The sequence below is a fragment of the Pseudomonas sp. A0308 genome, assembly GCF_044218815.1.
GTDB classification, from domain to species: Bacteria; Pseudomonadota; Gammaproteobacteria; order Pseudomonadales; family Pseudomonadaceae; genus Aquipseudomonas; species Aquipseudomonas iridis.
In genome coordinates this window covers 4,194,019-4,219,263 of the sequence record NZ_CP162581.1, presented here as the reverse complement: position 1 = coordinate 4,219,263, position 25,245 = coordinate 4,194,019, and the positions used below count along the sequence as shown (strand labels likewise).

The window sequence follows — 25,245 nt, the reverse complement described above, 5'->3', positions numbered from 1 at the left end:
TCGCGACCTCTTCAGCCTGGATAAACGTTGCCTGCCATGTCCGACCTGACCGTTGCCAGCCAAGCCGAACGCCTGCCACAAGGGCTTGCGGACAGTTTTTTCGACCGTGACGCTCAGACACTGGCGCGGGATCTGCTCGGCAAAGTCATCCGCCATCGGGTCGGTGATCTGTGGCTGAGTGCGCGAATCATCGAAACCGAGGCCTATTACTGCGCGGAAAAAGGCAGCCATGCGTCACTCGGCTATACAGAAAAGCGTAAGGCTTTGTTTCTGGATGGTGGCCACATCTATATGTATTACGCACGTGGCGGCGATTCGCTGAACTTCAGCGCGCAGGGGCCGGGCAATGCCGTACTGATCAAATCGGCTTATCCGTGGGTCGATGAAATCAGCGGCCCGGCGAGTCTGGCGCAGATGCTGTTGAACAATCCTGATGCGCAAGGTCGGCCGCGGCCATCGCAGAAGCTCTGCGCCGGGCAGACCTTATTGTGCAAGGCGCTGGGTTTGAAGGTGCCGATGTGGGACGCCAGGCGTTTTGATCATGAGCGGTTGCTGGTAGAAGATATCGGACCGGCGCCCGCGCACATCATTCAGACTACGCGCCTGGGTATTCCCCCTGGCCGTGACGAACACCTGATGTACCGCTTCGTCGACGCCGCCTACGCGCAATGGTGTACGCGGAACCCGCTGCGCCGGGGTCAGGTCGAAGGTCGGGACTATTTCCTGCTGTAAATAAAAACCCCTGTAGGAGTTGCCGCAGGCTGCGATCTTTCGCTTTGAAGATCAAAAGATCGCAGCCTGCGGCAACTCCTACAGGGGGCAATCAATGAAATGGAGTTTTTGGTATGGGCCCATGGCTCGATAGCGTGACCGGGTGGCTGGCGGCCAACCCACAGTGGCTGGCCGTCGCGGTGTTCATTGTGGCTTTTGTCGAATGCCTGGCAATTGCCGGTTTAATCGTGCCCGGCACGGTGTTGCTGTTTGCCGTAGCGGTGCTGGCCGGCAGCGGCGCACTGTCGTTGAGCGAAACCCTGTTGCTGGGTTTTCTTGGCGGGATTCTCGGCGATGTGGTCTCGTACTTCGTCGGTCGGCATTTCCACCAGAACATCCGCAGACTGCCGGGGCTGCGCCATCATCCTGAATGGATGAGCGGTGCCGAAAGCTATTTCCAACGTTACGGCATCGCCAGCCTGCTGGTCGGGCGCTTCATCGGGCCGCTGCGACCGATGCTTCCGATGGTCGCCGGCATGTGCGACATGCCCTTCCCCCGCTTCGCCGCCGTCAGTTTGCTGGCCACGGCCGGCTGGACACTGGCCTATCTGCTGCCGGGCTGGGCCACGGGCGCCGCATTCCGTCTGCCATTGCCCGAAGGTTTCTGGCTGGAAGCGGGGATCGTCGCAGGCAGCATCGCGGCGATGGTCGGCCTCAGTGTCAACAGCAGCCTGCGCCGCCATCGCCGCGCAACGGTCTGGATCAGCAGCATGAGCCTGTTGATTCTGGTTGGCCTGTTCATCGGCTTTCCGTACCTGACGGCACTCGATCAGGGCGTGATGACGCTGGTGCAGGAACATCGCCAACCGGTGCTGGATGAAATCGCGGTCACCTTCACCTTGATCGGTGAGTTCCGCAACATGCTGATGTTCAGCGCCCTGCTGACTGGCCTTTTGCTGCTGTGCCGACAGTGGCGCCACGCCATTTTCGCTGGCGGCACCCTGCTCGTCACCGCACTGGCGAACACCGCGACCAAACAGTTTTTCGCCCGTGTACGCCCGGAAGTGCTGACCGACCCTATTACCAGCTTCAGCATGCCCAGCGGCCATTCATCGGGCGCGTTCGCGCTGTTCCTGACCCTCGGCGTGCTGGCCGGGCGCGGGCAACCGCCACGCCTGCGCCTGACCTGGTTGCTGATCGCCTGCATACCCGCGCTGTCGATTGCCCTGTCGCGGGTGTATCTGGGCGCGCATTGGCCGACCGACATACTGGCTGGCGCCATGCTGGCCTCGTGCGTGTGCGCGGCGGCGTTGTGGTTGAGTCAGCGCAAAACCCCGTTGAACGCCATGCCATTCAAAGTCTGGTGGCTGGTTCTGCCGGCGCTGGTGGCGTTGTTCAGCTTTTTTGCTTTGCGCCATCTGCCCCATACCCTGGTGCGATACGCCTACTGACAGCGCCGAGCCCTTCGGCGCCATCGGACATAATTTCGTCTCAGCGTCATTCTTCGCTCTCCTGGCCAGCCCCGGAGAGCGTTGTTGTCTGCCTGTCGGCAACTATTCATTCACGCACTTGGCGGCGCATTAACTTGCGTATAAAAACCGCGTTACATATCAATGGGGCAAATTCAACTTCGGCACTTTCACAATTTCACTATTCAATTAGATTGGTGCGCGAACTTCCTGAGTTATCGCTCAAAAGCATCATGAACAATCAATGTCGTTCAATGACATCTCGACAACACTTCATGTGCCTGCGACCAGACTTTGCGTTTCAAACAATTAAATGATCGACAAGGATTTCATGCGCCCATAAACCCGCGCACCGGGCGACCAGGTCGCATGCGTCGAAGAAATTGTTTTGGGTGTAACAGGGAGTTTACCGAGTGCAACACGCCGGCACTTAGCCGCCACTTCACAGCAACCATTCAAAGGATTGAATTGTGCCAACACCTATAGACGCCGCCAGGCCGATAACACCTGAGCCAGTCATTCACGTCACACCGACCCACGCGCCGAGCGATCTGCAAAAGCCTGCGACGGGCCTGAGCGCAACGCCGCCGGGCATTCATGAATCGCCAGCCGATGGCGCCGAAAAACCCTCTTCGCGCACACTCAGATCGCTCGACAAACGCTTGGGCGCCTTGCGCATCGGTGAGTTCGCCATCACCCGTGTCGAGCTTCAGGCCATGGGCGCCACAATCGCCGGGCATGCGATCAGCGCAGACAACACGAACCTCAAGACACCCGACCAGGCGTTTCTCGACGCACTGGGCTTCAACCCGGACACCGTCGAGGCCCGGATCAAATCTGTCGCGCAGGCGGACAACACCACTGCCAGCTTCTTCTTCGAACTTGCGTGCAAACGCTCCATCGGTGCGCCGCCAGTGTTCAGCGCCGCCGAGCCGCTGGCGCCTGGCAGCCCGATGGAGCGCTTCGGCAGACTGGTCAATGCCGCGCAGAAAATCGATATTCAGCGCGTCGACGACACTAGCCATTGGCCCACATGGGTCAGCAAAACCAGAAGCTCCATTTTCAATGGCGCGGGGGTCGGCCTGCAGGCTTACGGAATCTACAGCGGCATGGCCGGGATCGCGGACGCGATCAAGACCGGCGACTGGGGCGAAGCCGCGTTCAACGCCGGAGCTGTTGGCACGGAGCTTGGCTCACTGATCATCGAGCGTGGCCTGAGCAAGACCGGCGAAGCGATGCTCAAGAGCAACGGAGTGGTTTTCCAGCGTTTCTCCACGACGTCGGCGGGCAAGGTACTGGGCCGCGGTGCCGGCTTGTTCGCCAGCGCCATCACCCTGCCCTTCGATGTGATCGGCGCGGTGAAATCATTCAACGCTGCGGCGGCGGCCCAGGGCAAGGAAGCCCAGGATCACTACGTCGGCGGCGCGCTGAGCGCGGCCAGTGCCGGGGTCAGTATTATCCTCGGCCTCGCGGCGCTGGCCGGCTTCGGCAACATCGCAGGTCCCGTGGGCATTCTGGCGGCGGGTGTGCTGGTGCTGGGTGCGGAGATCTACCGCGCTGCGCGGATCGTTGACGATATCGACGACTACATCGAATTGAGCGCGCACGAACGGCTGCGCTCCGGCTGGTTCGCCAGCGTGCGCAAGGAGCTCGACCAGGACGTGCTGGATCGCTACAAGGCTGCCAAGACCCAGAGCGACCACAGTCGGCAGGTCGAGCGCTCCGCCAGAGAGTTGCTCGACGGCGCCTACCGCGACTACGTCGAGCAGGTCATCAACGGCAGTTACAGCGTCAGCCTGCAACCGGTGAAACTCTGGAAGCACCAATGGAATGCGGGCGCGGGTGAACAACCGTTCAAGATCAGCCATGAACCGGTGGTGCAGGAAACCGCCGATGTCATCGATGCCCGCGATGGTCTGCCGCAGAATCTTGGCGGCGTGGTGACGGGCACCCTGGGAGACGACAAGGGCATCCTGTGGCGCCTGGGGGATGGCGAGGACACGATCACCGGCGTGAAGGCCAAATCGAATTTCTTCATCTATCGCGCAGACGCAAAAAACCTCGTTGGCGGCGACAAGGCCGACGAATTCCACTACGAGGTGACCCACGCCGAACTGGACCGGGAATTGCCACCGGCAGCCATCAGCAATCTTGACGGGGGCGAAGGCTCCGACCTGCTCTCCTTCACTTCCAGGCGTCCTGCCACGGATACTCGTCAGCAAGGTTACGAGGTCAATCTGCACAGCGGCGAAGTCAGCTTGCGCGGCGCCGGGGCGACGGACACCTTGATCAAGGTTGCCCAGACTACTGGCATCGAGAACGTCTCGACATTGACCGCAGGCGCGAGTCGGGTTACCGGCAGTGACGTTGCCAATCGGATTAGCGCCAACGGCATGGATACAGTGGACGCCGCCGCAGGCGACGACACCATCCTCATCCGTGGTACGCACTGCCGCGTGAACGGCGGCGCCGGCAGGGATCGTTACTTCATCACCGCCAGCAGCGCGGAGGTAACCATTATCGAGGATGCCGGGCAGTCGAGCCTGATCGAACTAGACTGGCCGCTGGCGACCATTCAGCGCTGGCAGATCATCGGCACGTCACTGGTGGTGCGTTCCTTGCGCGGCGAAGATGGCGAGCTGCCCGAGCACGTCCTGACCGTCGAAAACGTTTACCGGGAACTGGACAGCCAGCGCTTGATCAACCATCAGCAACTGCTGTTCAAGACCCGCGACGGTTATGAACTGCTCCCGGTCCTGTCCGCCTCGCTCAATGACGCCGACGACCATGACGTGCAGGTGGCGCTGACTGTAGCGGGCCGGCAACCACCCGCCCTGGGCATCCTCAATGGCGGAAAAGTGCAGATCGCCAACACCAGCCCCAGGCAATATTTCGTCCCCCAGGGCGATGGCAAGATCGTCTTCGACGCAACTGCCGCCCAGAAGACGGCTACCAACGTTTATCTCGACTGTAACCATGCGGACGTGGGCGACACGTACATCAACTACAACATTGATGTCCGCCATGGGGTGTCGGGCTATTCGTCACTCATTTACAGCAACATCAACCTGAGCCTGTTCATTCCCAACCGGGTAATCAACTTCGTCGGTGTCATCAGCGAGCGACACGCCGCCACATTCAATAGCGGCAGTGGCATTCTCACCAATGGCTTGCACATGGCCAATGAGGTCGTGCTGGTCTTCCGTGATGGCAAATCCTGCCGGTTGGTTGCGCCAAGGCTGGAGTATGCGCAGGACGTAAAACGCGCAGGCCTGCAGGGGAAAAATGCTCGCGACTGCCTGAAACTGCGCCATGGGCACTATTTCTTCCACGCGCCGAGGATCACCGAGCAGAGCTTGCTCCCGGCGCATAACGCCAGGATCGAGATCAAGGCAGACACACCTCAAGGCATTTACGCACTGCAAGGTCAGAGTGCCGAGTACGAAGTCTTCCCTGCCAGCAACGCGATGATCAGCCTGGCAACACCAGGTGCCGAGGCGAAAACCGCGAATGCCTCGAGCTGGACGATTCACACCGCAAACATGAAGGAAACGATCACGGGCAACGAGATACGCCTGGAGGGCACGACTCTGCATGTGGGAACCGTCATCATTACGCTACCCAACATCGAAGCCGCTGATGTTCCGGTCGAGTCGGTTCATGTAGTCACCTCCAGCGGCAATGTCTATGAAATCAACCTTGTGTTCGAAATGCTGCAACTGCACGAAGTCAATGCGCAGGCTTACAGCAGCGTCAAAGCGTTAAGTGAAGACCTCGGGGCACACCGCAAACGCCAGCAGCTGGCGGGGGTGGTCAGGGTTCGCAATATCTTCACCGACAAGGCTGTCGGCGCGAGCGTGTTGTACAACGCCACGCACGATTACTGGAGCGTCGACAACCCGCCGGGTTACCGCATCGCCGCCGAAGACCTCAGCATCGACCTTGAATCGATCAGCTTGCCGCGCGTCCCAGGCAAATAAAAACGACCATCACGCGAACAACTCACCTTGCAGTTCATCGAGCAGCGCCTGGATAGCATCCAGTCGCTGCTGCGGATCGTCGAGTTGCAGCAGGTCAATCTTGTCTTCTTCGGCGAATGGCAGCAGGTAGGCCAGCTGATTGGCCAATGACTGCTGGCCGTGCGCCTCGGTGCCCATGTTCAACGCCTCGACCATCGGGTGCTCGGCCAGCGCCTTGAGCAGCGCCACCAGATCGGCGTCTTCGTCCTGCAAGGGTTGCTCGGGTTCATCGTCCAGCCACTCGACGTCGGCGAGGATCAACTGGTCGCGCTGCACTTCGGTGCGCAACACATGGAAACGCCGCCCGCCTTGTACGCGAATGCCCAGCAAGCCGTTTTCCTGCTGCTGGAAATCGGTGATCCGCGCTTCACACCCCACCAGCGCGTAACCCGCGGGAGCGATACCGACTTCAAGGCCATCGAGAATGCACACCACGCCAAAGCCGCCACCCTGTTTCATGCAGCGGCCAATCATGTCCAGGTAGCGCGCCTCGAATATCTGCAGGTCGAGGTTGCAGCCGGGAAACAGCACTGTGTTCAACGGGAAAAGCGCCAGACTCATAGACATTTCCTTACACCACCATCGACACCGCCAACGGCAGGAACACCGCCGTGGCCACGCCCATCAGACTCATTGCCAACGCCGCGAAGGCGCCGGTCTCATCACTCTCCTGCATCGCCACCGCCGTGCCGACGGCATGCGCGGTCATGCCCAGCGCCATGCCGCGTGCTTCGGGGCTGTGCACGCCGAGGCGGGTCAACAGCGCCGGGCCGAAGATCGCACCGATGACCCCGGTGATCAGCACGAACACCGCCGCCAGCGCCGCCACGCCACCGATCTGCTCGGCCACCAGCATCGCAATCGGCGAGGTCACCGACTTCGGCGCCATGGTCATCAGGATCATGTGATCAGCACCGAACCACCACCCCAGCAAGACGCCCATGCCCGTGGCGACCACTCCACCTATCACTAGCGTAGTAAAAATCGGCCAGAACAATTGGCGAATGCGCCGCAGATTGAGATACAGCGGCACTGCCAGCGCTACCGTCGCCGGGCCGAGCAGAATGCTGAGGATCTCGGTGCTCTTGCGGTACTCGGCGTACGTCAGGCCGCAGCCGACCAGTACACCGATCACCAACAGCATGGAGACCAGCACCGGCTGCAAAAAGATCCAGCGCGTTTTCTCGAACGCCGCCAGCACCAGTTGATAGGCACCAAGGGTGATGCCGATGCCGAACAGCGGATGGTGAATCACCGACGCCCAGGCGCCGTGCCAATCAAAGAGCATCAGGACTCCTCCGACGGCTGCGCGTGGCGCTTGGCCAAGCGTTGCATCAGCACACCGGCGAAGGCCATCGAGAGAATCAGCGACACCACCAGCGCACCGACAATCGCCCAGAAATCGGCGGCAATCGCCGTGGCGTACACCATCACACCGACTGCGGGCGGCACCAGCAATAACGGCAGATAACGCAACAGGCTGCCGGCCGCCAGATTCAACGGCTCGCCGACTTCACCGCGAATAATCAGGAATACCAGCAACAGCAGCAGACCGATGATCGGCCCCGGCAGCACCGGCAAGAGCAAATGATTGAGTGCCGTGCCGAGCAATTGGAACAGCACCAGCAGGGTCAGGCCACGTAACAACATCTGACATCTCCGACAAAAAGCGCCCGGCATTATAAGCATGCCCGCGCTATGGATCGGCATTCGCCAAAAGCATGGTCGGTTGACCTGAGCAAATTGCCATGATGATCTACAGTGGTTCGCAGGGCGGTCAAATCCCCCACCTGAAAAACTATAAAACAGATGAACCCAAGGAGAGTCTCAATGCCCTATGTTCCAGTTGCAGAGCTCAAAGATTATGTCGGCAAGGAACTCGGACGTTCCGAATGGCTCACCATCGATCAGGAACGCATCAACCTGTTCGCCGAAGCCACCGGTGATTTTCAGTTCATTCACGTCGACCCGGTCAAAGCCGCGCAAACGCCTTTTGGCAGCACCATTGCCCACGGTTTCCTGTCGTTGTCACTAATGCCCAAACTGATGGAAGACATCCTGATCCTGCCCGAAGGCGTGAAGATGGTCGTCAACTACGGTCTGGACAGTGTGCGTTTCATCCAGCCCGTGAAGGTCAATTCGAAAGTCCGACTCAAGGTCGACATGGTTGAAGTGACCGAGAAGAAACCTGGCCAGTGGCTGCTCAAAGCCACCGCGACACTTGAGATAGAAGGCTCGGACAAACCGGCCTACATCGCCGAACCGCTGTCGCTCTGCTTCGTTTAAGCGCCGGGATGCGAAGCGGCGCACGCTGTTTCGCATCTGCTTCCCCTGAGCGGCTGTATAAGGTCACATAGCTGCGGCATACTCGGTCGCCTAATTGCCCGGATCCCGCTATGCGCTCACTCGCTTGTCTTGCACCCCTTGCCTTGACCCTGTTGCTTGCCGCTTGCGGCGACGGCGAATCGCTGTTGCCCCCGGATGCGCGCCTGCCGGACGGCGGACGCTATCGCGGCGAGTTGGTCGATGGCTTGCTGCAAGGTCAGGGACGTGTCGACTACCCCAACGGCAGCTGGTACGCCGGGCAGTTCGACAAGGGGCAGTGGCATGGGCAGGGCGAATGGCATGGCAGTAATGGCGAGATCTATCGCGGCCAGTTCCAGCAAGGTTTGTTCGACGGTCAGGGCAGCCTGACCACCAATGCCAGCAGTTACACCGGCGGCTTCAAACAGGGCCGGCGGGACGGCGAAGGCACGTTGAAAGAAAACGCCATGACCTACCGTGGCGAATTCAAGGCGGATCAATATTCCGGGCTCGGCCGTCTCGAAATGGATGACGGCAGCTCTTATCAAGGCCAGTTCGCCCACGGCAAACCCAATGGCGAAGGCCAGCGCGGTGATTCCAGCGGTAACTCGTTCACCGGCCATTTCGTCAACGGTCAGCTTGAAGGCAACGGTACGTTCAACAGCGCTGACGGCGACATCTATGTCGGTGGCTTCAAGAACAACCAACTGCACGGCAAGGGCCGCTACGAAAACGCCGACGGCGATGTCTGGCTGGGCCAGTTCAAGGAAGGCGCGCTGACCGGCAAGGGCGAATTGATCGGCGCCGACGGTAGCCATTACATCGGCTCGTTCAGCGACTGGCGCTTCAGCGGTCAGGGTCGCTTGAACCTGTCTGATGGCAGCTTTTATATCGGCGGATTCGACAACGACAGTTATTCGGGGCGCGGCACGCTGGTGCTCACCGACGGCAGTGTCATGAGCGGCACCTGGATCAACGGTCAGCGTGTGCGTGATGCCGACGGCAAATTGCTGCCCGACACCCTCGAACTCGGCTTGCTCGCTCAGGGCCGTTTGCTTGATGAGGCATTGGCGGCGATTCCGCCCTCGACGCCTGCGGTCGAGTTGTACACCCTGACCCTCGGCGGCGACGGCAAGCAGAGCGTGTTCCTGCGCGAATCCGACTACGTCGCCAACATGCTCAATACGCGTTTCGGCGCGCACGGCCAGATTCGTCTGGTCAACCACCGCGACCACCTCGGCGACCGACCGATGGCCACTCGAGAGAACCTGCGCCGCGCTGCACTGACCCTGGCCGAACGCAGTGGTCCGGAAGATTTGCTGTTCATCTACCTGACCAGCCACGGCACCGCCGAACATGAGCTGGTGCTCGACCAGCCGCGCATGGAACTGGCCGACCTGCCCGCCGACGAACTCGCCGCCGTGCTCGCGCCGCTGAAAAACCGCGACAAGATCATCGTGATTTCCGCGTGTTACTCCGGCGGTTTCATCCCGGCGCTCAAAGACGAACGCACGCTGATCATGACCGCCTCGCGCGCTGATCGCGTGTCCTTCGGTTGCTCCGAAGAAGCCAACTTCACCTACTTCGGCGATGCGCTGTTCGCCCAGGCATTGAACCAGACCGACGATCTGGAGCAAGCCTTCAAACTGGCCAGGGCCACCGTCGCCGAGCGTGAACTGGCGGACAATTTCGAAGCCTCGGAGCCGCAGATCTGGGCACCGAAAACCGTGCTGTCGCACTGGCAGCAACTGCGTAAACAGCAAGCGCGAAAAGCTTTGCAAAGTGCTGCGTTGAACGACGGAGCGATAAAGAGCAACTAAGCTGAACAGTATCAAGGGAGAGACACTATGTACTTGACGCCTCAGCACGTATTGCTTGCCGGAGCCACCGGTTTGACCGGTGAACATCTACTCGACCGTTTGCTCAACGAGCCAACGATTTCTCGCGTCCTCGCCCCCTCCCGTCGGCCACTGGCCGAGCATCCGCACCTGGAAAACCCGGTCGGCGACCCACAGGCCTTTCTGCCGCAGCTCAGCGGTCGCGTCGACATCGCCTATTGCTGCCTCGGCACCACCATCAAGCAGGCCGGCTCCGAAGCGGCGTTTCGCGCAGTCGATCTGGACATGGTGGTGGCGTTTGCCAAGCGCGCGCGGGAGATGGGTGCGCGGCATCTGATCGTGATCAGCGCCATCGGCGCCGATCCGAAATCGTCGGTTTTCTACAACCGGGTCAAAGGTGAAATGGAGCAGGCACTGCGCGCGCAAGACTGGCCGCAACTGACCATTTGCCGGCCGTCGCTGTTGCTGGGCGAACGTTCCGAACCACGCCTGGGCGAGCAGTTGGCTGCGCCATTTTCGAAATTGATTCCGGGTAAATACCGGGGAATCGAAGCGTGCCAACTGGCCCGGGCAATGTGGCGGCTGGCGCTGGAGGAGCAGGATGGGGTTCGGGTGATCGAATCGGATGAACTGAGGAAACTGGGCAAATAATCTGAAATCGCTATCGCCAGCAGGCTGGCGATGGAGTGCGCAGCACTCCCGGGATCAAAAGATCGCAGCCTTCGGCAGCTCCTGCATGGATCTTAATTTCATCCTGTAGGAGCTGCCGAAGGCTGCGATCTTTTGACCTTTACAACCCGCCAGTCGCCTGAAAACCCACGCCTATCACGGTGAGTAGCGACAACGGCAACAGCAGCGTATCCAGCAAAGCACTCGCCGGCAGGTCCACACCCGGATAACTCGGCGCCTCGGCACCGAATCGATCCATCGCACAACACCCGCCATTCAACGCATACAAATCCAGCCGCGTACCGGAATACACCACCGGCGCGCCCGGTTTGGCCGCGTCCAGCGTGCGCACTGTGGCGCACCCGGCCAGTTGCAGCGCCAGCACAATCACCAGCAGCTTATTCATCGCTGCTCAAATGATGCTCACCCCAACGCGGCAGCATGTCCTGCGGGATGCCCAGCAGATTGAGAATACGCGCGACGACGAAATCGATCAGGTCATCGATAGTCTGCGGCTGATGATAGAAACCGGGTGAGGCCGGCAGAATCGTCACGCCCATGTTCGACAGTTTGAGCATGTGCTCCAGATGAATGCTTGAATACGGCGCCTCGCGCGGCACCAGAATCAACTGGCGACGTTCCTTCAAGGTGACGTCGGCTGCGCGTTCGATCAGGTTGTTGCAGGCACCCGTCGCGATGGCCGACAGCGTCCCGGTCGAGCACGGCACAACCACCATCGCCGCTGGCGCGCCAGAGCCCGAGGCCACCGGCGACATCCAGTCTTCCTTGCCGTACACGCGGATCTGCCCGGCGGCGGCCCCGGTGTATTCGGTCAGGAACGCCTGCATCATTTGCGGCTTGGGCGGCAGCGAGACGTCGGTTTCGGTGGCCATCACCAGTTGCGCGGCTTTGGAGATCAGGAAGTGCACCTCGCGATCTTCCCGCACCAGACAATCGAGCAGGCGCAAACCGTACTGCGCGCCCGATGCACCGGTCATCGCCAGCGTGATGCGCTCCGGGCCGCCGTTCTGCGCAAAAGTGTTCATTGCAGCGCCTCGGCGAGTTTGCCGTGCAGGCCGCCGAAGCCGCCGTTGCTCATGATCACCACGTGAGTGCCGGGCTGAGCCTGGCTTTTCACGCGTTCGATGATGCCTTCCAGCGTACCGCTGACAATCGACGGCACCTTGCACAGCGCAGCGGTGGCGGCCAGATCCCAGCCAAGGTTGGCCGGGGCGTACCAGATCACCTGATCGGCATTGTTAACGCTGTCCGGCAAACCGTCACGGTGCGCGCCGAGTTTCATCGAGTTGGAGCGTGGCTCGATGATCGCAATCAACGGTGCATCACCGATGCGCTTGCGCAGGCCATCAAGCGTGGTGGCGATCGCCGTCGGGTGATGGGCGAAATCGTCGTAGATGGTGATGCCGCGCACTTCCGCGACTTTTTCCATCCGGCGTTTGACGTTCTTGAACGCGCTCAACCCGGCGATGCCCATCGACGGCACCACCCCCACATGACGCGCAGCCGCCAGCGCAGCCAGGGCGTTGGCGACGTTGTGCTGGCCAGTCAATTCCCACTCGACCGTGCCCTGGGACACACCTTCGAACATCACTTCAAAGGCCGAGCCGTCTTCGCTGAGCAATTTGACCTGCCACTGACCGCCAGCACCGGTGGTTTGCACCGGGGTCCAGCAGCCCATCTCGATTACCCGCTGCAAGGCAGGCTCGGTGGTCGGATGGATCACCAGGCCTTCGCTCGGGATGGTGCGCACCAAATGGTGGAATTGCCGTTCGATGGCCGGCAAATCGGGGAAGATGTCTGCGTGATCGAACTCAAGATTGTTGAGGATCGCGGTGCGCGGGCGGTAGTGCACGAACTTCGAACGCTTGTCGAAGAAAGCGCTGTCGTACTCGTCGGCCTCGATCACGAAAAACGGCGTACCGCCCAAACGTGCGGACACCGAGAAGTTCTGCGGCACGCCCCCGATCAGGAAACCCGGGCTCATGCCGGCGTGCTCCAGCACCCACGCGAGCATGCTGCTGGTGGTGGTTTTGCCGTGGGTGCCGGCAACGGCCAGCACCCAGCGACCTTGCAGCACGTGATCAGCCAGCCACTGCGGGCCAGAGACGTACGGCAGGCCTTTGTTCAGCACATATTCCACCGCCGGATTACCGCGCGACATGGCGTTACCGATCACCACCAGATCCGGTGCCGGATCGAGCTGAGCCGGATCGTAGCCCTGCGTCAGCTGAATGCCTTGGGCCTCGAGCTGCGTGCTCATCGGCGGATAGACGTTGGCGTCGGAGCCGGTCACGTGATGGCCCAGCTCTTTGGCCAGAACCGCCATCGAGCCCATGAAAGTCCCGCAGATACCCAGAATATGAATGTGCATAGTCGACCTCGTAAAACATGGCCGCAGGTTAGCGTAGGGAGGGGGAAATCGCACCTTGTGTTTCGCCTTTGCCGACGCCTTCGCGAGCAGGCTCGCTCCCACAAGGTTGGCGCTAACCCTGTGGGAGCGAGCCTGCTCGCGAACGGTGCGGCGCGGTTTAGCGGGCAATCCCGTGTTTACGCAGCTTTCTATAGAGGGTATTGCGACTGACCCCAAGCTGCTGCGCCGTCTGCGTCATATGCCAGCGTTGCTGTTCCAGGGCATTCAGCAACGCCAACCGCTCGGCATCCTCCAGCGGATGTTCGGATGAGCAAACCTCCAACACCTGTGGCCGTGCCTGGCGAATCATCACCGGCAAATCCTCCAGCCCGATCCGCCCCTCATCACACAATGCCGCCAGCGTGCGCAGGACGTTGCGCAACTGCCGCACATTCCCCGGCCAGTTGAACGCCAACAACGCCTGACGCGCCGGCTCATCAATCACCAACACGTCGCCGCCCGCCTCTTCGGCCAGCAGAAAATCCAGTAGCTGCGATTTATCACTGCGCTCACGCAACGCCGGCAACGCCACTTCCAGGCCGTTGAGCCGGTAATACAGATCCTCGCGAAAACTGCCGTTCTCGACTCGCTCCAGAAGATTGCGGTGAGTCGCACTGATGATCCGCACGTTGACAGCTTCCGGCTCGCCGCCGATCGGCACCACTTGCCGGTCCTCAAGCACTCGCAAGAGACGGGTCTGCAAGGCCAACGGCATGTCGCCGATTTCATCAAGGAACAATGTGCCGCCATCGGCCTGCTGAAGTTTGCCGCGCATGCCGTCCTTGCGCGCGCCGGTAAAACTGCCTCCGCGATAGCCGAACAGCTCACTTTCGATCAGGCTTTCAGGAATCGCCGCGCAATTGAGGGCAACGAAGGCTTTGCTCGCGCGCTGACTGGCCTGATGCACAGCCTTGGCGAAAGCCTCTTTGCCGGAGCCCGTTTCACCATTGATCAACAGCGGCACATCACGCTCGAAAACCCGCAGGGCTTTGCGAAAGTCCGCCTGCAACGCCGCGTCACCGAGACAAATCCCCGACAGGCGCGGAGCCTGCGCCACGACCGACGCGGGCATGATCGGCGTCGTTTTGCGCGACTCGCCGCGTAACACCGCAAACAGATTTCGCCCGTCACGGGTGCGTAACGGCCAACTCGCGCTGGCGTTGGCACTCGCACGACCGAGCAATTCATCCAGCGAACAATCGAAAAACGCCTCGACGGGTTTACCGAGCAATCCACCGCGGATGTGCCCCAGCAGGTTCAGCGCGCTCTGGTTGACTGCACTGATCCGCCCTTCTCCATCAAATGCCAGCAACCCTTCGCTGAACAGCCCGACGGACTCGGCCTGTAAATGAAAGCGCAGCAACCATTGATTATCGAAACAGCGCAGGAAGTAGCAGCTCTCGATCATCTTCGCCGACAGGTTGACCAGCGCCATGGTGTGGAACTGGCTCTGCCGCGAGACGTCGTGACGTGCCGAGGACACATCAAGTACCGCCAGCAATTCGCCGTGCGGATCGAACACCGGGCTCGCCGAGCAGGTCAGGCCGGTGTGGCGCCCGCGGAAATGTTCATCCTGATGAATGGTCAGCGCCTGGCGTTCGACCAGGCAAGTGCCGATGCCATTGGTACCTTCACAGGCTTCGCTCCAGTCGGCGCCGAGCCAGAGGCCGGCACGCTCGAAAATCTTGCGTTCGGCCGGCGCGGTAACGCAGTTGAGGATCACCCCACGGGCATCGGTCAGCAGCACCGCGTGTCCGGCACCGGAGAGTTGCTGATGCAGGCTGCTCATCTCATTGCCGGCAATCTGCAACACCTGTTGCAGGCGCTCGCGGCTTTCAAGAACGCGCCCATGTTCGAGCACGGTAGGCGCCATGCTCAGCGCTGGGTCGAGGTGATAGTCCTCAACACAGCGCAGCCACGACCGGGCTATCGACGGATCGGCTCCGGGCCCGTGCAGGTGCGGTTTGCCCTGGGTAACGGTGAGCACCTGTTGGGCATGGCGACTCAAATGATTATTGTGCATTTCTTATTGTTCTCCCCGAAGCTCGACGGCCCAATGCTGAGGTGACGCCCAGCATCCTCCAGCCAACCAGCGTTTGCAATGCTGGCAAGACTGCCCGGTCACCAGCTGTGCCAAAAGCGGTACAAACTGTCACTCAGCCTGTACCGAAACCGTCACAGCTGCGATCCGCCCGTCCGACAGAAACCACGCAACGCCTTGATTTACATGACCCGCACGGCGGTGGCCCGACCTTTGCTCTACGCTTATAGCAAGCGCACTTGCGCGTTTCTCTAATAAGTACAAAGCCAAGGAGAACATCATCATGCGTTACGCTCACCCCGGTACTGAAGGCGCCAAAGTCTCGTTCAAGAGCAAGTACGGTAACTACATCGGCGGCGAGTTCGTCGCGCCTGTCAAAGGTCAGTACTTCACCAACACTTCGCCAGTCAATGGCCAACCGATTGCCGAATTCCCCCGCTCCACTGCCGAAGACATCGACAAGGCACTGGATGCCGCCCACGCCGCCGCTGACGCCTGGGGTGCAACCTCGGTGCAGGCGCGTTCGCTGGTCCTGCTGAAAATCGCCGACCGTATCGAACAGAACCTCGAACTGCTGGCGATCACCGAAACCTGGGACAACGGCAAAGCCATCCGCGAAACCCTAAACGCCGATATCCCGCTGGCTGCCGACCACTTCCGCTACTACGCCGGTTGCATCCGCGCCCAGGAGGGCAGCGCAGCCGAAATCGACGGCAACACCGTGGCTTATCACATCCATGAACCACTGGGTGTGGTCGGCCAGATCATCCCGTGGAACTTCCCGATCCTGATGGCCGCCTGGAAACTCGCGCCAGCGCTGGCGGCGGGAAACTGCGTGGTGCTCAAGCCTGCCGAGCAAACGCCGCTGGGTATTTCCGTGCTGGTCGAACTGATCGGCGACCTGCTGCCGCCGGGCGTGCTGAACGTTGTGCAGGGCTTCGGCAAAGAAGCCGGCGAAGCGCTGGCGACCAGCAAACGCATCGCCAAGATTGCCTTTACCGGCTCGACGCCGGTTGGCTCGCACATCATGAAATGCGCTGCTGAAAACATCATTCCGTCCACCGTGGAACTGGGCGGCAAATCGCCGAACATCTTCTTCGAAGACATCATGCAGGCCGAGCCGACCTTCATCGAGAAAGCTGCCGAAGGTCTGGTGCTGGCGTTCTTCAACCAGGGCGAAGTCTGCACCTGCCCGTCTCGCGCACTGGTTCAGGAATCGATCTACGACGAGTTCATGGCCGTCGTGATGAAGAAAGTTCTGCAAATCAAACGTGGCGACCCGTTGGACACCGACACCATGGTTGGCGCCCAGGCGTCCGAGCAGCAATTCGACAAGATCCTGTCCTACCTGGAAATCGCCAAGGGCGAAGGCGCGGAGCTGCTGACCGGCGGCAAAGTGGAAAAACTCGAGGGCAATCTGTCGACCGGCTATTACATCCAGCCGACCTTGCTCAAAGGCACCAACAAGATGCGCGTGTTCCAGGAAGAAATCTTCGGCCCGGTGGTGAGCATCACCACGTTCAAGGACGAAGCCGAAGCCCTGGCCATCGCCAACGACACCGAGTTCGGCCTCGGCGCCGGCCTGTGGACCCGCGACATCAACCGCGCCTACCGCATGGGCCGGGCTATCAAGGCCGGTCGCGTCTGGACCAACTGCTATCACCTGTACCCGGCGCACGCCGCGTTCGGCGGCTACAAGAAGTCCGGCGTTGGTCGTGAAACCCACAAAATGATGCTCGATCACTATCAGCAGACCAAGAACCTGCTGGTGAGCTACGACATCAATCCGCTGGGCTTCTTCTAAAGCATCAGGGCGAGGCAGGTATTCCTGGCTCGCCCTTTCGACCGCTTTCGCGAGCAGACTCGCTCTCACAGGGAATTGCGTGCCCCGCAATGCTCGACCCGACACACATCCAGTGTGGGAGCGAGCCTGCTCGCGAAAGCGATGTGCGATTCAACCCATGGTCCCTGGCTCTGCAACTGGGCCAATAAAACAATAAAAATGGTGAACCCTATGCCTATCGAATCCCCCGCTGGCGCTCCGGCGACCGGCTCATCCGTCGACTTTGAAAAAGTCGGCTCGGACTACTTCCAACAACGCGAATTGAAAAAAGGCGCCGCCGGCTGGGTTCTGCTGGTGGGGCTTGGCGTCGCGTATGTGATCTCAGGCGACTATGCAGGCTGGAACTTCGGCTTGGCGCAGGGCGGTTGGGGCGGGATGTTCCTCGCGACGCTGCTGATGGCCACCATGTATCTGTGCATGTGTTTTTCCCTGGCCGAACTGTCCTCGATGATTCCCACCGCCGGTGGCGGCTACGGCTTTGCCCGCAGCGCGTTCGGCCCGTGGGGCGGCTTCCTGACCGGTACCGCGATCCTCATCGAATACGCCATCGCACCCGCCGCAATTGCCGTGTTCATCGGCGCCTATTGCGAGTCGCTGTTCGGCATCGGCGGCTGGATGATTTATCTGGCGTTTTACATCATTTTTATCGCCATCCACATCTTCGGGGTCGGCGAAGCATTGAAGCTGATGTTCGTCATCACTGCCGTCGCAGCGCTGGCGCTCGGCGTTTTTCTGGTGGCGATGGTGCCGCACTTCGACGTCGCCAACCTGCTCGACATCCCGGTGACCAGTGCTGCCGGCGCCAGCCCTTTCCTGCCGTTCGGCTATGTCGGCGTCTGGGCGGCGATTCCTTACGCGATCTGGTTTTTCCTCGCCGTTGAGGGCGTGCCGTTGGCCGCCGAAGAAACCAAAAACCCTAAACGTGACCTGCCACGCGGGCTCATCGGCGCCATGCTGGTGCTGCTGGCCTTTGCCCTGCTGATCCTGATCGTCGGGCCTGGTGGTGCGGGTGCCAATTCTCTGCTGACGTCGGGCAACCCGCTGGTTGAAGCGCTGAGCAAAGCCTATGGCGGCTCGACCTGGATGGGCGGTTTCGTCAATCTCGTGGGCCTGGCCGGGTTGATCGCCAGTTTCTTCTCGATCATCTATGCCTACTCGCGGCAGATTTTCGCCTTGTCGCGCGCAGGCTACCTGCCACGAAAACTCTCCCAGACCAACAAAAGCAAGGCGCCAGTGCTGGCGCTGATCATTCCAGGGATCATCGGTTTTGGTCTGTCACTGACCGGCCAGGGCGACCTGCTGATTCTGGTAGCGGTGTTCGGCGCGACCATTTCCTACGTACTGATGATGGCGGCGCACATCACGCTGCGCATCCGCCGCCCCAAAATGGATCGGCCGTACCGCACGCCTGGCGGCATTTTCACCTCCGGCGTGGCGCTGGTGCTGGCTTGCATCGCCGTCATCGCGGGGTTCCTGGTCGACCCACGGGTCGTGATCGGCGCCGCTATCATCTATGGAGTGTTAATTGCTTACTTTGCTTTCTACAGTCGACATCACTTGGTAGCAGGTACGCCGGAAGAAGAATTCGCGGCGATTCAGAACGCTGAAAAAGCCCTGCACTGACTGCCGAAAACCACGGCGCAGGACAGACCTGCGCCGTCACGGAGAATTCTGTATGGCGAGTTTCGCTCACACGGTTGGCGCCCAGACCTACCGCTTCGACAGCCTCAAGGACGTCATGGCCAAGGCCAGCCCGGCGCGTTCCGGGGACTTTCTCGCGGGTGTTGCCGCTCTCAACGACGGCGAGCGCGTGGCCGCGCAAATGGCGCTGGCCGACATTCCGCTGACACATTTCCTACAGGAAGCACTGATTCCCTACGAAGCCGATGAAGTCACTCGGCTGATCATCGACACTCATGACAAACCGGCCTTCGCCGTGGTCAGCCACCTCACCGTCGGTGGTTTTCGCGACTGGCTGCTCAGCGACGCCGCTGACGAAACCAGTCTGCGAGCCCTTGCCCCTGGCCTGACTCCGGAAATGGTCGCCGCCGTGTCGAAGATCATGCGCGTGCAGGATCTGGTGCTGGTGGCGCAGAAGATCCGCGTGGTCACAAAGTTTCGCGGCACTCTCGGTCTGCACGGGCGCCTGTCGACCCGCCTGCAACCGAATCACCCCACCGATGAGCCCTCCGGCATCGCCGCGAGCATTCTCGACGGCCTGCTGTACGGCAACGGCGACGCGATGATCGGCATCAACCCGGCCACCGACAGCATCGCCTCGATCTGCGCGATGCTGGAAATGCTCGACGCGATCATCCAGCGCTACGACATCCCGACCCAGGCCTGCGTGCTGACCCACGTCACGACCTCCATCGAGGCGATCAACCGTGGCGTGCCGTTGGATCTGGTATTCCAGTCGATCGCAGGCACCGAGGCGGCCAATGCCAGTTTCGGCATCAACCTGAATGTATTGCAGGAAGGCTACGACGCCGGATTAAGCCTGAACCGCGGCACCCTCGGGCAAAACCTGATGTATTTCGAAACAGGGCAAGGTAGCGCCTTGTCGGCCAACGCTCACCACGGCGTCGATCAACAGACCTGCGAGACAAGAGCCTACGCCGTGGCGCGACATTTCAAGCCGTTTTTGGTGAACACCGTCGTAGGATTTATCGGCCCGGAATACCTCTACAACGGCAAACAGATCATTCGCGCCGGCCTCGAAGATCACTTCTGCGGCAAATTGCTCGGCGTGCCGATGGGTTGCGACATCTGCTACACCAACCACGCCGAAGCCGATCAGGACGACATGGACACCCTGCTGACCCTGCTCGGTGTGGCGGGGATCAACTTCATCATGGGCATCCCCGGCTCCGACGACATCATGCTCAACTACCAGACCACCTCGTTCCACGACGCGCTCTACGCGCGCCAGACTCTGGGCCTGAAACCAGCCCCGGAATTTGAACAGTGGCTGGCGAACATGGGCATCTTCACCCAGGCGGACGGTAAGGTCCGCTTCGGCAACAACCTGCCGCCGGCCTTCCGCCAGGCCTTGGCGCAACTGGGATGAGCCTGATGGATAAACCGCCTGTCGACCCACAAAACCCATGGCTGGAACTGCGTCGCCTGACACCGGCGCGAATCGCCCTCGGCCGCACCGGCACCAGCCTGCCAACCAGCGCGCAACTGGATTTCCAGTACGCCCACGCTCAGGCGCGGGATGCGGTGCATCTGCCGTTCGATCATGCCGGACTCAGTGCACAACTGAGTGAGCGTGGGCGCGAAAGCCTGCTTTTGCACAGCGCAGCGGTGGACCGCAACAGCTACCTGCAACGTCCGGATCTGGGACGCAAGCTCAGCGACGAGTCAGCGCAGGCCTTGCGCGATTACGCAGCGGCCCATCCGGGCGGCGTCGATCTGGCGATTGTCGTGGCTGACGGTCTATCGGCGCTGGCGGTGCATCGGCATACGCTGCCGTTTCTGCTCCGGCTGGAAGAGCAAATGGGCGGCGACGGCTGGTCGATTGCGCCCCTCGTTCTGGTAGAACAGGGTCGCGTTGCCGTCGGCGACGAGATCGGTCAACTGCTCGGCGCAAAAATGGTCGTCATGCTGATCGGTGAACGCCCTGGCCTCAGCTCGCCGGACAGCCTCGGTTTGTATTTCACCTACAATCCAAAAATCGGATTGACCGACGCCTATCGCAATTGCATTTCCAACGTACGGCTTGAAGGCTTGAGCTACGGCATGGCGGCGCATCGCTTGCTGTACCTGATGCGCGAAGCCTGTCGGCGACAGCTGTCGGGTGTCAACCTGAAGGACGAAGCACAGGTTCAGACGCTGGAGTCGGACGCAGGAGCGGACATGAAAGGAAACTTCCTACTCGATCCGCCCCCAGCCTGAACCGTTTCCGCATTGCGTTTCTGCGCTGGTTTAAGGCAGGATCGACGCACGGCCGCCAGGGTTTCCCATCGCCGTCAGAGCAGTTGAAGACAGCCACTTGAAGACGAGACCTATCATGCGGATTATTCAAGCGACCCTCGAACATCTGGATTTGTTGACTCCGTTGTTCGTCAAATATCGCGAGTTCTACGGCTCCCTGCCTTACCCGGATTCCTCCCGCGCGTTTCTCGAAAAACGCCTGCGCCGCAAAGAGTCGGTGATCTATCTGGCTCTGGCCGATGATGACGACAAAAAGCTGATGGGCTTCTGTCAGCTGTATCCAAGCTTCTCCTCGCTGTCGCTCAAACGCGTGTGGATCCTCAACGACATCTACGTCGCCGAAGACGCTCGGCGCCAACTGGTCGCCGACAACCTGATCCGTACCGCGAAGAAAATGGCCAAGGAAACCCAGGCCGTGCGCATGCGCGTCTCCACCAGTGCCAACAACGAAGTGGCGCAGAAAACCTACGAATCGATTGGCTTCAAGGAAGACACAGAGTTCAAGAACTACGTACTGCCGATCAGCGACGAGCTATAACGCTAGTTTGACGAGTCTATTTGTGGCCAGGGGAGCTCCCTCGCCACAAAAACTCACGCCCCCACAACTCCGTATCTCTGACAATTCCTCACACCTCGACATCCCGCGCTACAAAACCAACACGCGCGTCATCATTCAAACCGTATAATCCCGATCTTCCCGGCTTGTAAGAAAAACTACATCCCGCTGTAGGCTTACACGAAGTCATCCGCACAGGCCCACTGAGTAGGGCCGCCATACAGGTGCCCCCATGGATTTCAACCCGCTCGACCTTATCCTGCATCTCGACGTTTACCTCGACTTGCTGGTGAACAACTACGGGCCGTGGATCTACGCCATCCTGTTTCTGGTGATTTTCTGTGAAACCGGTCTGGTGGTGATGCCGTTCCTGCCTGGCGATTCGCTGCTGTTCATTGCCGGCGCTGTTGCGGCTGGCGGCGGCATGGACCCAGTGCTGTTGGGCGGTCTGCTGATGCTCGCTGCGATCCTGGGCGACAGCACCAACTACGTCATCGGGCGAACGGCTGGCGAAAAGCTGTTCAGCAATCCGAACTCGAAAATCTTCCGCCGTGACTATCTGCAAAAGACCCACGATTTCTATGACAAGCACGGCGGCAAAACCGTGACCCTGGCGCGCTTCCTGCCAATCATCCGGACTTTCGCACCGTTCGTCGCCGGCGTAGCACGGATGCCGTACCCGCGTTTCTTCGGTTTCAGCGTGTTGGGCACCATCCTCTGGGTGGGCGGACTGGTGACCCTGGGTTACTTCTTCGGCAACGTACCGTTCATCAAGAAAAACCTGTCGTTGCTGGTGGTCGCCATCATTCTGCTGTCGCTGATTCCGATGATCATCGGCGTGGTGCGCAGCCGATTCGGCGGCACCAAAGTCCAATCGCACTAAGCCGATGTGGTCGCTGAGCGCCTGGCGCCGCCGGCGCATTCTGGCCAGGCACCCGATTGCCGACGAGATGTGGCAACAGGTACGCCATCACCTGAGCTTTCTTGATGGCATCACGCCCGCAGAAGATCAGTGGCTGCGCGAAGCCTGTGTGCTGTTTCTCGAAGACAAACACCTGAGCGCCCTGCCCGGCGTCGAATTGCATCAGGAGCAACGCCTGCTGCTCGCCGCCCAGGCGCAATTGCCGCTTTTGCATCTGGGCGATCTGAACTGGTATCAGGGTTTTCACGAAATCGTCCTCTATCCCGACGACTTCCTCAGCCCACAGCGTCACCGCGATGCCAGTGGCGTCGAGCACGAATGGGATGGCGAACACAGTGGTGAAGCCTGGCAGCAGGGGCCGATCATCCTCGCCTGGCCGGGCGTGATGGCCAGTGGTGGCTGGGAGGGCTACAACCTGGTGATTCACGAACTGGCGCACAAACTCGACATGCTTAACGGTGACGCCAACGGCCTGCCGCCGCTGCACACCGACATGCGCGTCAGCGACTGGGCCGATGTGATGCAGACGGCTTACGACGATCTCAACCGCCAGCTCGACGACAATCCCGACGCAGAAACCGCCATCGATCCTTACGCCGCCGAGAACCCGGCCGAGTTCTTCGCCGTCACCAGCGAATACTTCTTCAGCGCCCCGGATCTGCTGCACGAGGCTTATCCGCAGGTCTACGCGCAACTGCAGCTTTTCTATCGGCAGGACCCGTTGGGCAGGTTGCGGCAACTTCAGGCCAGCGACCCGGTCTATCAGGCGCACGACTAAGTTCTGCACGACTTTAGGTTCATGGCGTCGACGGCAGAATATGCCTATAATCGCCGCCACTTTTTGGTCAATCCGGCCAAGTGTTTTTGGTCAACTACGGGGGCAACGCCCAATGAGCTACAGCAAGATTCCGGCTGGCAAAGACCTGCCGAACGACATCTACGTCGCGATCGAGATCCCGGCCAACCACGCGCCGATCAAATACGAAATCGACAAAGACAGCGATTGCCTGTTCGTTGACCGTTTCATGGCCACCCCAATGTTCTACCCGGCCAACTACGGTTACATCCCGAACACCCTGGCTGACGACGGTGATCCCCTCGATGTGCTGGTTGTGACCCCTTACCCGGTTGCGCCAGGCTCGGTAATCCGCGCTCGCCCGGTTGGTATCCTGAACATGACTGACGACGGCGGCGGCGATGCCAAAGTTATCGCAGTGCCACACGACAAGCTGTCCCAGCTGTACGTCGACGTGAAGGAATACACCGACCTGCCACCGCTGCTGATCCAGCAGATCGAGCACTTCTTTGCGAACTACAAAGATCTCGAAAAAGGCAAATGGGTCAAGATCGAAGGCTGGGCCGGTGCAGACGCCGCCCGCGAAGCGATCACCAAGTCGGTTGCTGCCTACAAAGGCTGAGTCCATGCAACCTGCGTGATGCTTGGATAAAACCCCGGTCGATCCGGGGTTTTTTATGTGCGAGAACATCCCCCTTAAACGGACTGTTTAAACTCTGCGCGACACGGTTTTAACTTGTTTAATTTCCCACAAGAACGTCTTACATCCAGTCGCAAAATTCAGCCCGTTTTTGAACGCCAAGTTTATTCAAACCCCTCTAGCACGGCCGTAGACTCCGTGTTTATGAGAAAGAACACTAGCGGTCCAAGATTCAAGGCACTCCTGGAAAAAGCGAACATCTCCACCACGGGTTTCGCAAAGTTCTGGGGCACGGAAGCCCAAAATGTCCACAACTGGTACACCCGGGGCGTCCCGGCGTATCGCATGGAAGAAGTCTCACGCCTGTTGTCCGTCAACAGCGAATGGCTGAAAACCGGCGAAGGCACCAAAGAGATACCAAGCCTGACCCCGCCCGCGAGCAACGGCGACACCTTCGACGCCCAGACCATCCGTGGCGTCTACAACGTCATCGACCCCAACGACATCGATCTGGCGTTCTTCAAAGAAACACCGCAGACCAACGGCTCTGGAAAAACCCACGTCATCCAGGACCCGGACCTGTCCATCCGCCTGCTACGCGCGCACCTCGATCAACTGGAAATCCGCCCAGGCGACGCTATCTGCGCACACATGATCGGCAACAGCATGGCCGACCGCATCGATGACGGCTCCATCGTCGCCATCGACCGCGGCCTCACCCAAGTCGTCGACGGCGAAATCTACGCCATCGAACACGACGGCATGCTACGCATCAAATACCTGCATCGCATGCCCGGCAACGGCCTGCGCCTGCGCAGCCACAACAGCGCTGAATATCCCGACGAAGTCTTCCGCCCCGCACAAATCGAAGAGCAGCGGATCCATATATTGGGTTGGGTGTTCTGGTGGTCGACGCTGAGCAAACGGCGGCCGGTGGTGCCATTTCTCTGAATTGGTTTGTCTGATCCAGGATTCACACAGAACCCTGTGGGAGCGGGCTAGCCCGCGAAGAGGCCCTAAAAAACAGTACAAAATCCTGATTTGTACCGCTGCAGTCGCTCTAACCC

The 25,245-nt window shown here is 60.2% G+C and carries 22 protein-coding genes; 15 read left to right on the top strand and 7 right to left on the bottom strand.

What is annotated here, in order from left to right:
• Positions 1–36: 36 nt before the first annotated feature.
• The 3 genes from AB4P92_RS19475 (at position 37) to AB4P92_RS19465 (ending at position 6,160) form a co-directional block, all read left to right on the top strand.
• A complete protein-coding gene (locus tag AB4P92_RS19475) occupies positions 37–732 on the top strand; it encodes a DNA-3-methyladenine glycosylase (protein WP_395598024.1) in 696 nt (231 codons plus the stop codon).
• Between the two features lie 113 nt (positions 733–845).
• Positions 846–2,162: a bifunctional DedA family/phosphatase PAP2 family protein gene (locus AB4P92_RS19470; protein ID WP_200613233.1), complete on the top strand. Its 1,317-nt coding sequence runs from the start codon at positions 846–848 to the stop codon at positions 2,160–2,162.
• Positions 2,163–2,650: 488 nt separating this feature from the next.
• On the top strand, positions 2,651–6,160 hold the full coding sequence (locus tag AB4P92_RS19465) for a calcium-binding protein (RefSeq protein WP_395598023.1): 3,510 nt from the start codon (positions 2,651–2,653) through the stop codon (positions 6,158–6,160).
• Positions 6,161–6,169: 9 nt separating this feature from the next.
• Here AB4P92_RS19465 and AB4P92_RS19460 read toward each other — a convergent pair whose 3' ends face one another.
• From AB4P92_RS19460 to AB4P92_RS19450, 3 genes are read right to left on the bottom strand one after another with little or no spacing between them, the layout of a single operon-like run.
• Positions 6,170–6,760, bottom strand: a complete 591-nt coding sequence (locus tag AB4P92_RS19460) for an LON peptidase substrate-binding domain-containing protein (protein ID WP_200613249.1) — start codon at positions 6,758–6,760, stop codon at positions 6,170–6,172.
• A 10-nt stretch (positions 6,761–6,770) separates the two neighbouring features.
• Positions 6,771–7,487, bottom strand: coding sequence for an LrgB family protein (locus tag AB4P92_RS19455; protein WP_042561261.1), 717 nt, complete (start codon positions 7,485–7,487; stop codon positions 6,771–6,773).
• Positions 7,487–7,849: a CidA/LrgA family protein gene (locus AB4P92_RS19450; protein ID WP_042561262.1), complete on the bottom strand. Its 363-nt coding sequence runs from the start codon at positions 7,847–7,849 to the stop codon at positions 7,487–7,489. Before AB4P92_RS19450 ends, AB4P92_RS19455 begins: the two co-directional genes overlap by 1 nt.
• A 180-nt stretch (positions 7,850–8,029) precedes the next feature.
• Between AB4P92_RS19450 and AB4P92_RS19445 the strand changes: the two genes are divergently transcribed.
• The 3 genes from AB4P92_RS19445 to AB4P92_RS19435 all read left to right on the top strand — a co-directional run bounded on the left by AB4P92_RS19445 (position 8,030) and on the right by AB4P92_RS19435 (position 10,992).
• A complete protein-coding gene (locus AB4P92_RS19445) occupies positions 8,030–8,485 on the top strand; it encodes a MaoC family dehydratase (RefSeq protein ID WP_042561263.1) in 456 nt (151 codons plus the stop codon).
• Positions 8,486–8,595: 110 nt separating this feature from the next.
• On the top strand, positions 8,596–10,323 hold the full coding sequence (locus tag AB4P92_RS19440; RefSeq protein WP_047303611.1) for a C13 family peptidase: 1,728 nt from the start codon (positions 8,596–8,598) through the stop codon (positions 10,321–10,323).
• 27 nt (positions 10,324–10,350) lie between these two features.
• The gene (locus tag AB4P92_RS19435; RefSeq protein ID WP_042561265.1) at positions 10,351–10,992 is read left to right on the top strand and encodes an oxidoreductase; all 642 of its coding nucleotides are present in this window, start codon (positions 10,351–10,353) and stop codon (positions 10,990–10,992) included.
• A 139-nt stretch (positions 10,993–11,131) separates the two neighbouring features.
• Here the strand turns inward: AB4P92_RS19435 and AB4P92_RS19430 are convergent, their stop codons facing one another.
• From AB4P92_RS19430 to AB4P92_RS19415, 4 genes are all read right to left on the bottom strand, one after another.
• Positions 11,132–11,416, bottom strand: coding sequence for a YceK/YidQ family lipoprotein (locus AB4P92_RS19430; protein WP_047303614.1), 285 nt, complete (start codon positions 11,414–11,416; stop codon positions 11,132–11,134).
• Positions 11,409–12,056, bottom strand: a complete 648-nt coding sequence (gene ubiX / locus AB4P92_RS19425) for a flavin prenyltransferase UbiX (protein WP_042561267.1) — start codon at positions 12,054–12,056, stop codon at positions 11,409–11,411. The genes AB4P92_RS19430 and ubiX overlap by 8 nt, the downstream gene beginning before the upstream one ends.
• Positions 12,053–13,402 carry a UDP-N-acetylmuramate:L-alanyl-gamma-D-glutamyl-meso-diaminopimelate ligase gene (gene mpl / locus AB4P92_RS19420; protein ID WP_395598022.1) on the bottom strand — a complete coding sequence of 450 codons (1,350 nt, stop codon included), beginning with the start codon at positions 13,400–13,402 and terminating at the stop codon, positions 12,053–12,055. Before mpl ends, ubiX begins: the two co-directional genes overlap by 4 nt.
• Before the next feature lie 157 nt (positions 13,403–13,559).
• Complete coding sequence (locus AB4P92_RS19415) at positions 13,560–15,464, bottom strand: sigma-54-dependent Fis family transcriptional regulator (protein ID WP_261736576.1); 1,905 nt, start codon at positions 15,462–15,464, stop codon at positions 13,560–13,562.
• Between the two features lie 301 nt (positions 15,465–15,765).
• On the opposite strand from AB4P92_RS19415, the gene AB4P92_RS19410 reads away from it, so the two are divergent.
• The 9 genes from AB4P92_RS19410 to AB4P92_RS19370 all read left to right on the top strand — a co-directional run bounded on the left by AB4P92_RS19410 (position 15,766) and on the right by AB4P92_RS19370 (position 25,129).
• A complete protein-coding gene (locus AB4P92_RS19410; RefSeq protein WP_042561269.1) occupies positions 15,766–17,286 on the top strand; it encodes an aldehyde dehydrogenase family protein in 1,521 nt (506 codons plus the stop codon).
• Between the two features lie 210 nt (positions 17,287–17,496).
• Positions 17,497–18,948 (top strand): ethanolamine permease, encoded by a 1,452-nt coding sequence (gene eat / locus AB4P92_RS19405; protein WP_042561270.1) that lies wholly within the window; start codon positions 17,497–17,499, stop codon positions 18,946–18,948.
• 52 nt (positions 18,949–19,000) lie between these two features.
• Positions 19,001–20,395 (top strand): ethanolamine ammonia-lyase subunit EutB, encoded by a 1,395-nt coding sequence (locus AB4P92_RS19400; protein ID WP_042561271.1) that lies wholly within the window; start codon positions 19,001–19,003, stop codon positions 20,393–20,395.
• Positions 20,396–20,397: 2 nt separating this feature from the next.
• Entirely contained in the window at positions 20,398–21,225 is an 828-nt protein-coding gene (eutC, locus tag AB4P92_RS19395; protein ID WP_395599681.1) for an ethanolamine ammonia-lyase subunit EutC, read from the top strand.
• 115 nt (positions 21,226–21,340) lie between these two features.
• On the top strand, positions 21,341–21,802 hold the full coding sequence (locus AB4P92_RS19390) for an N-acetyltransferase (protein WP_016773002.1): 462 nt from the start codon (positions 21,341–21,343) through the stop codon (positions 21,800–21,802).
• Positions 21,803–22,052: 250 nt separating this feature from the next.
• The gene (locus tag AB4P92_RS19385) at positions 22,053–22,703 is read left to right on the top strand and encodes a DedA family protein (RefSeq protein WP_042561272.1); all 651 of its coding nucleotides are present in this window, start codon (positions 22,053–22,055) and stop codon (positions 22,701–22,703) included.
• 4 nt (positions 22,704–22,707) lie between these two features.
• On the top strand, positions 22,708–23,520 hold the full coding sequence (locus tag AB4P92_RS19380; RefSeq protein ID WP_042561273.1) for a zinc-dependent peptidase: 813 nt from the start codon (positions 22,708–22,710) through the stop codon (positions 23,518–23,520).
• A 112-nt stretch (positions 23,521–23,632) separates the two neighbouring features.
• On the top strand, positions 23,633–24,160 hold the full coding sequence (gene ppa / locus AB4P92_RS19375; RefSeq protein ID WP_003205933.1) for an inorganic diphosphatase: 528 nt from the start codon (positions 23,633–23,635) through the stop codon (positions 24,158–24,160).
• 222 nt (positions 24,161–24,382) lie between these two features.
• Positions 24,383–25,129 carry a helix-turn-helix transcriptional regulator gene (locus AB4P92_RS19370; RefSeq protein WP_115146495.1) on the top strand — a complete coding sequence of 249 codons (747 nt, stop codon included), beginning with the start codon at positions 24,383–24,385 and terminating at the stop codon, positions 25,127–25,129.
• Positions 25,130–25,245 lie beyond the last annotated feature (116 nt).

Bases quoted from the DNA above. Each gene is read 5' to 3' on its own strand.
- AB4P92_RS19410 (WP_042561269.1), top strand. From the start codon at position 15,766: ATGCGTTACGCTCACCCCGGTACTGAAGGCGCCAAAGTCTCGTTCAAG.
- AB4P92_RS19440 (WP_047303611.1), top strand. From the start codon at position 8,596: ATGCGCTCACTCGCTTGTCTTGCACCCCTTGCCTTGACCCTGTTGCTT.
- AB4P92_RS19445 (WP_042561263.1), top strand. From the start codon at position 8,030: ATGCCCTATGTTCCAGTTGCAGAGCTCAAAGATTATGTCGGCAAGGAA.
- AB4P92_RS19475 (WP_395598024.1), top strand. From the start codon at position 37: ATGTCCGACCTGACCGTTGCCAGCCAAGCCGAACGCCTGCCACAAGGG.
- mpl (WP_395598022.1), bottom strand. From the start codon at position 13,402: ATGCACATTCATATTCTGGGTATCTGCGGGACTTTCATGGGCTCGATG.
- AB4P92_RS19455 (WP_042561261.1), bottom strand. From the start codon at position 7,487: ATGCTCTTTGATTGGCACGGCGCCTGGGCGTCGGTGATTCACCATCCG.
- ppa (WP_003205933.1), top strand. From the start codon at position 23,633: ATGAGCTACAGCAAGATTCCGGCTGGCAAAGACCTGCCGAACGACATC.
- ubiX (WP_042561267.1), bottom strand. From the start codon at position 12,056: ATGAACACTTTTGCGCAGAACGGCGGCCCGGAGCGCATCACGCTGGCG.
- AB4P92_RS19390 (WP_016773002.1), top strand. From the start codon at position 21,341: ATGCGGATTATTCAAGCGACCCTCGAACATCTGGATTTGTTGACTCCG.
- AB4P92_RS19415 (WP_261736576.1), bottom strand. From the start codon at position 15,464: ATGCACAATAATCATTTGAGTCGCCATGCCCAACAGGTGCTCACCGTT.
- AB4P92_RS19370 (WP_115146495.1), top strand. From the start codon at position 24,383: ATGAGAAAGAACACTAGCGGTCCAAGATTCAAGGCACTCCTGGAAAAA.
- AB4P92_RS19435 (WP_042561265.1), top strand. From the start codon at position 10,351: ATGTACTTGACGCCTCAGCACGTATTGCTTGCCGGAGCCACCGGTTTG.
- AB4P92_RS19385 (WP_042561272.1), top strand. From the start codon at position 22,053: ATGGATTTCAACCCGCTCGACCTTATCCTGCATCTCGACGTTTACCTC.
- AB4P92_RS19460 (WP_200613249.1), bottom strand. From the start codon at position 6,760: ATGAGTCTGGCGCTTTTCCCGTTGAACACAGTGCTGTTTCCCGGCTGC.
- AB4P92_RS19450 (WP_042561262.1), bottom strand. From the start codon at position 7,849: ATGTTGTTACGTGGCCTGACCCTGCTGGTGCTGTTCCAATTGCTCGGC.
- AB4P92_RS19470 (WP_200613233.1), top strand. From the start codon at position 846: ATGGGCCCATGGCTCGATAGCGTGACCGGGTGGCTGGCGGCCAACCCA.
- eat (WP_042561270.1), top strand. From the start codon at position 17,497: ATGCCTATCGAATCCCCCGCTGGCGCTCCGGCGACCGGCTCATCCGTC.
- AB4P92_RS19400 (WP_042561271.1), top strand. From the start codon at position 19,001: ATGGCGAGTTTCGCTCACACGGTTGGCGCCCAGACCTACCGCTTCGAC.
- AB4P92_RS19430 (WP_047303614.1), bottom strand. From the start codon at position 11,416: ATGAATAAGCTGCTGGTGATTGTGCTGGCGCTGCAACTGGCCGGGTGC.
- AB4P92_RS19380 (WP_042561273.1), top strand. From the start codon at position 22,708: ATGTGGTCGCTGAGCGCCTGGCGCCGCCGGCGCATTCTGGCCAGGCAC.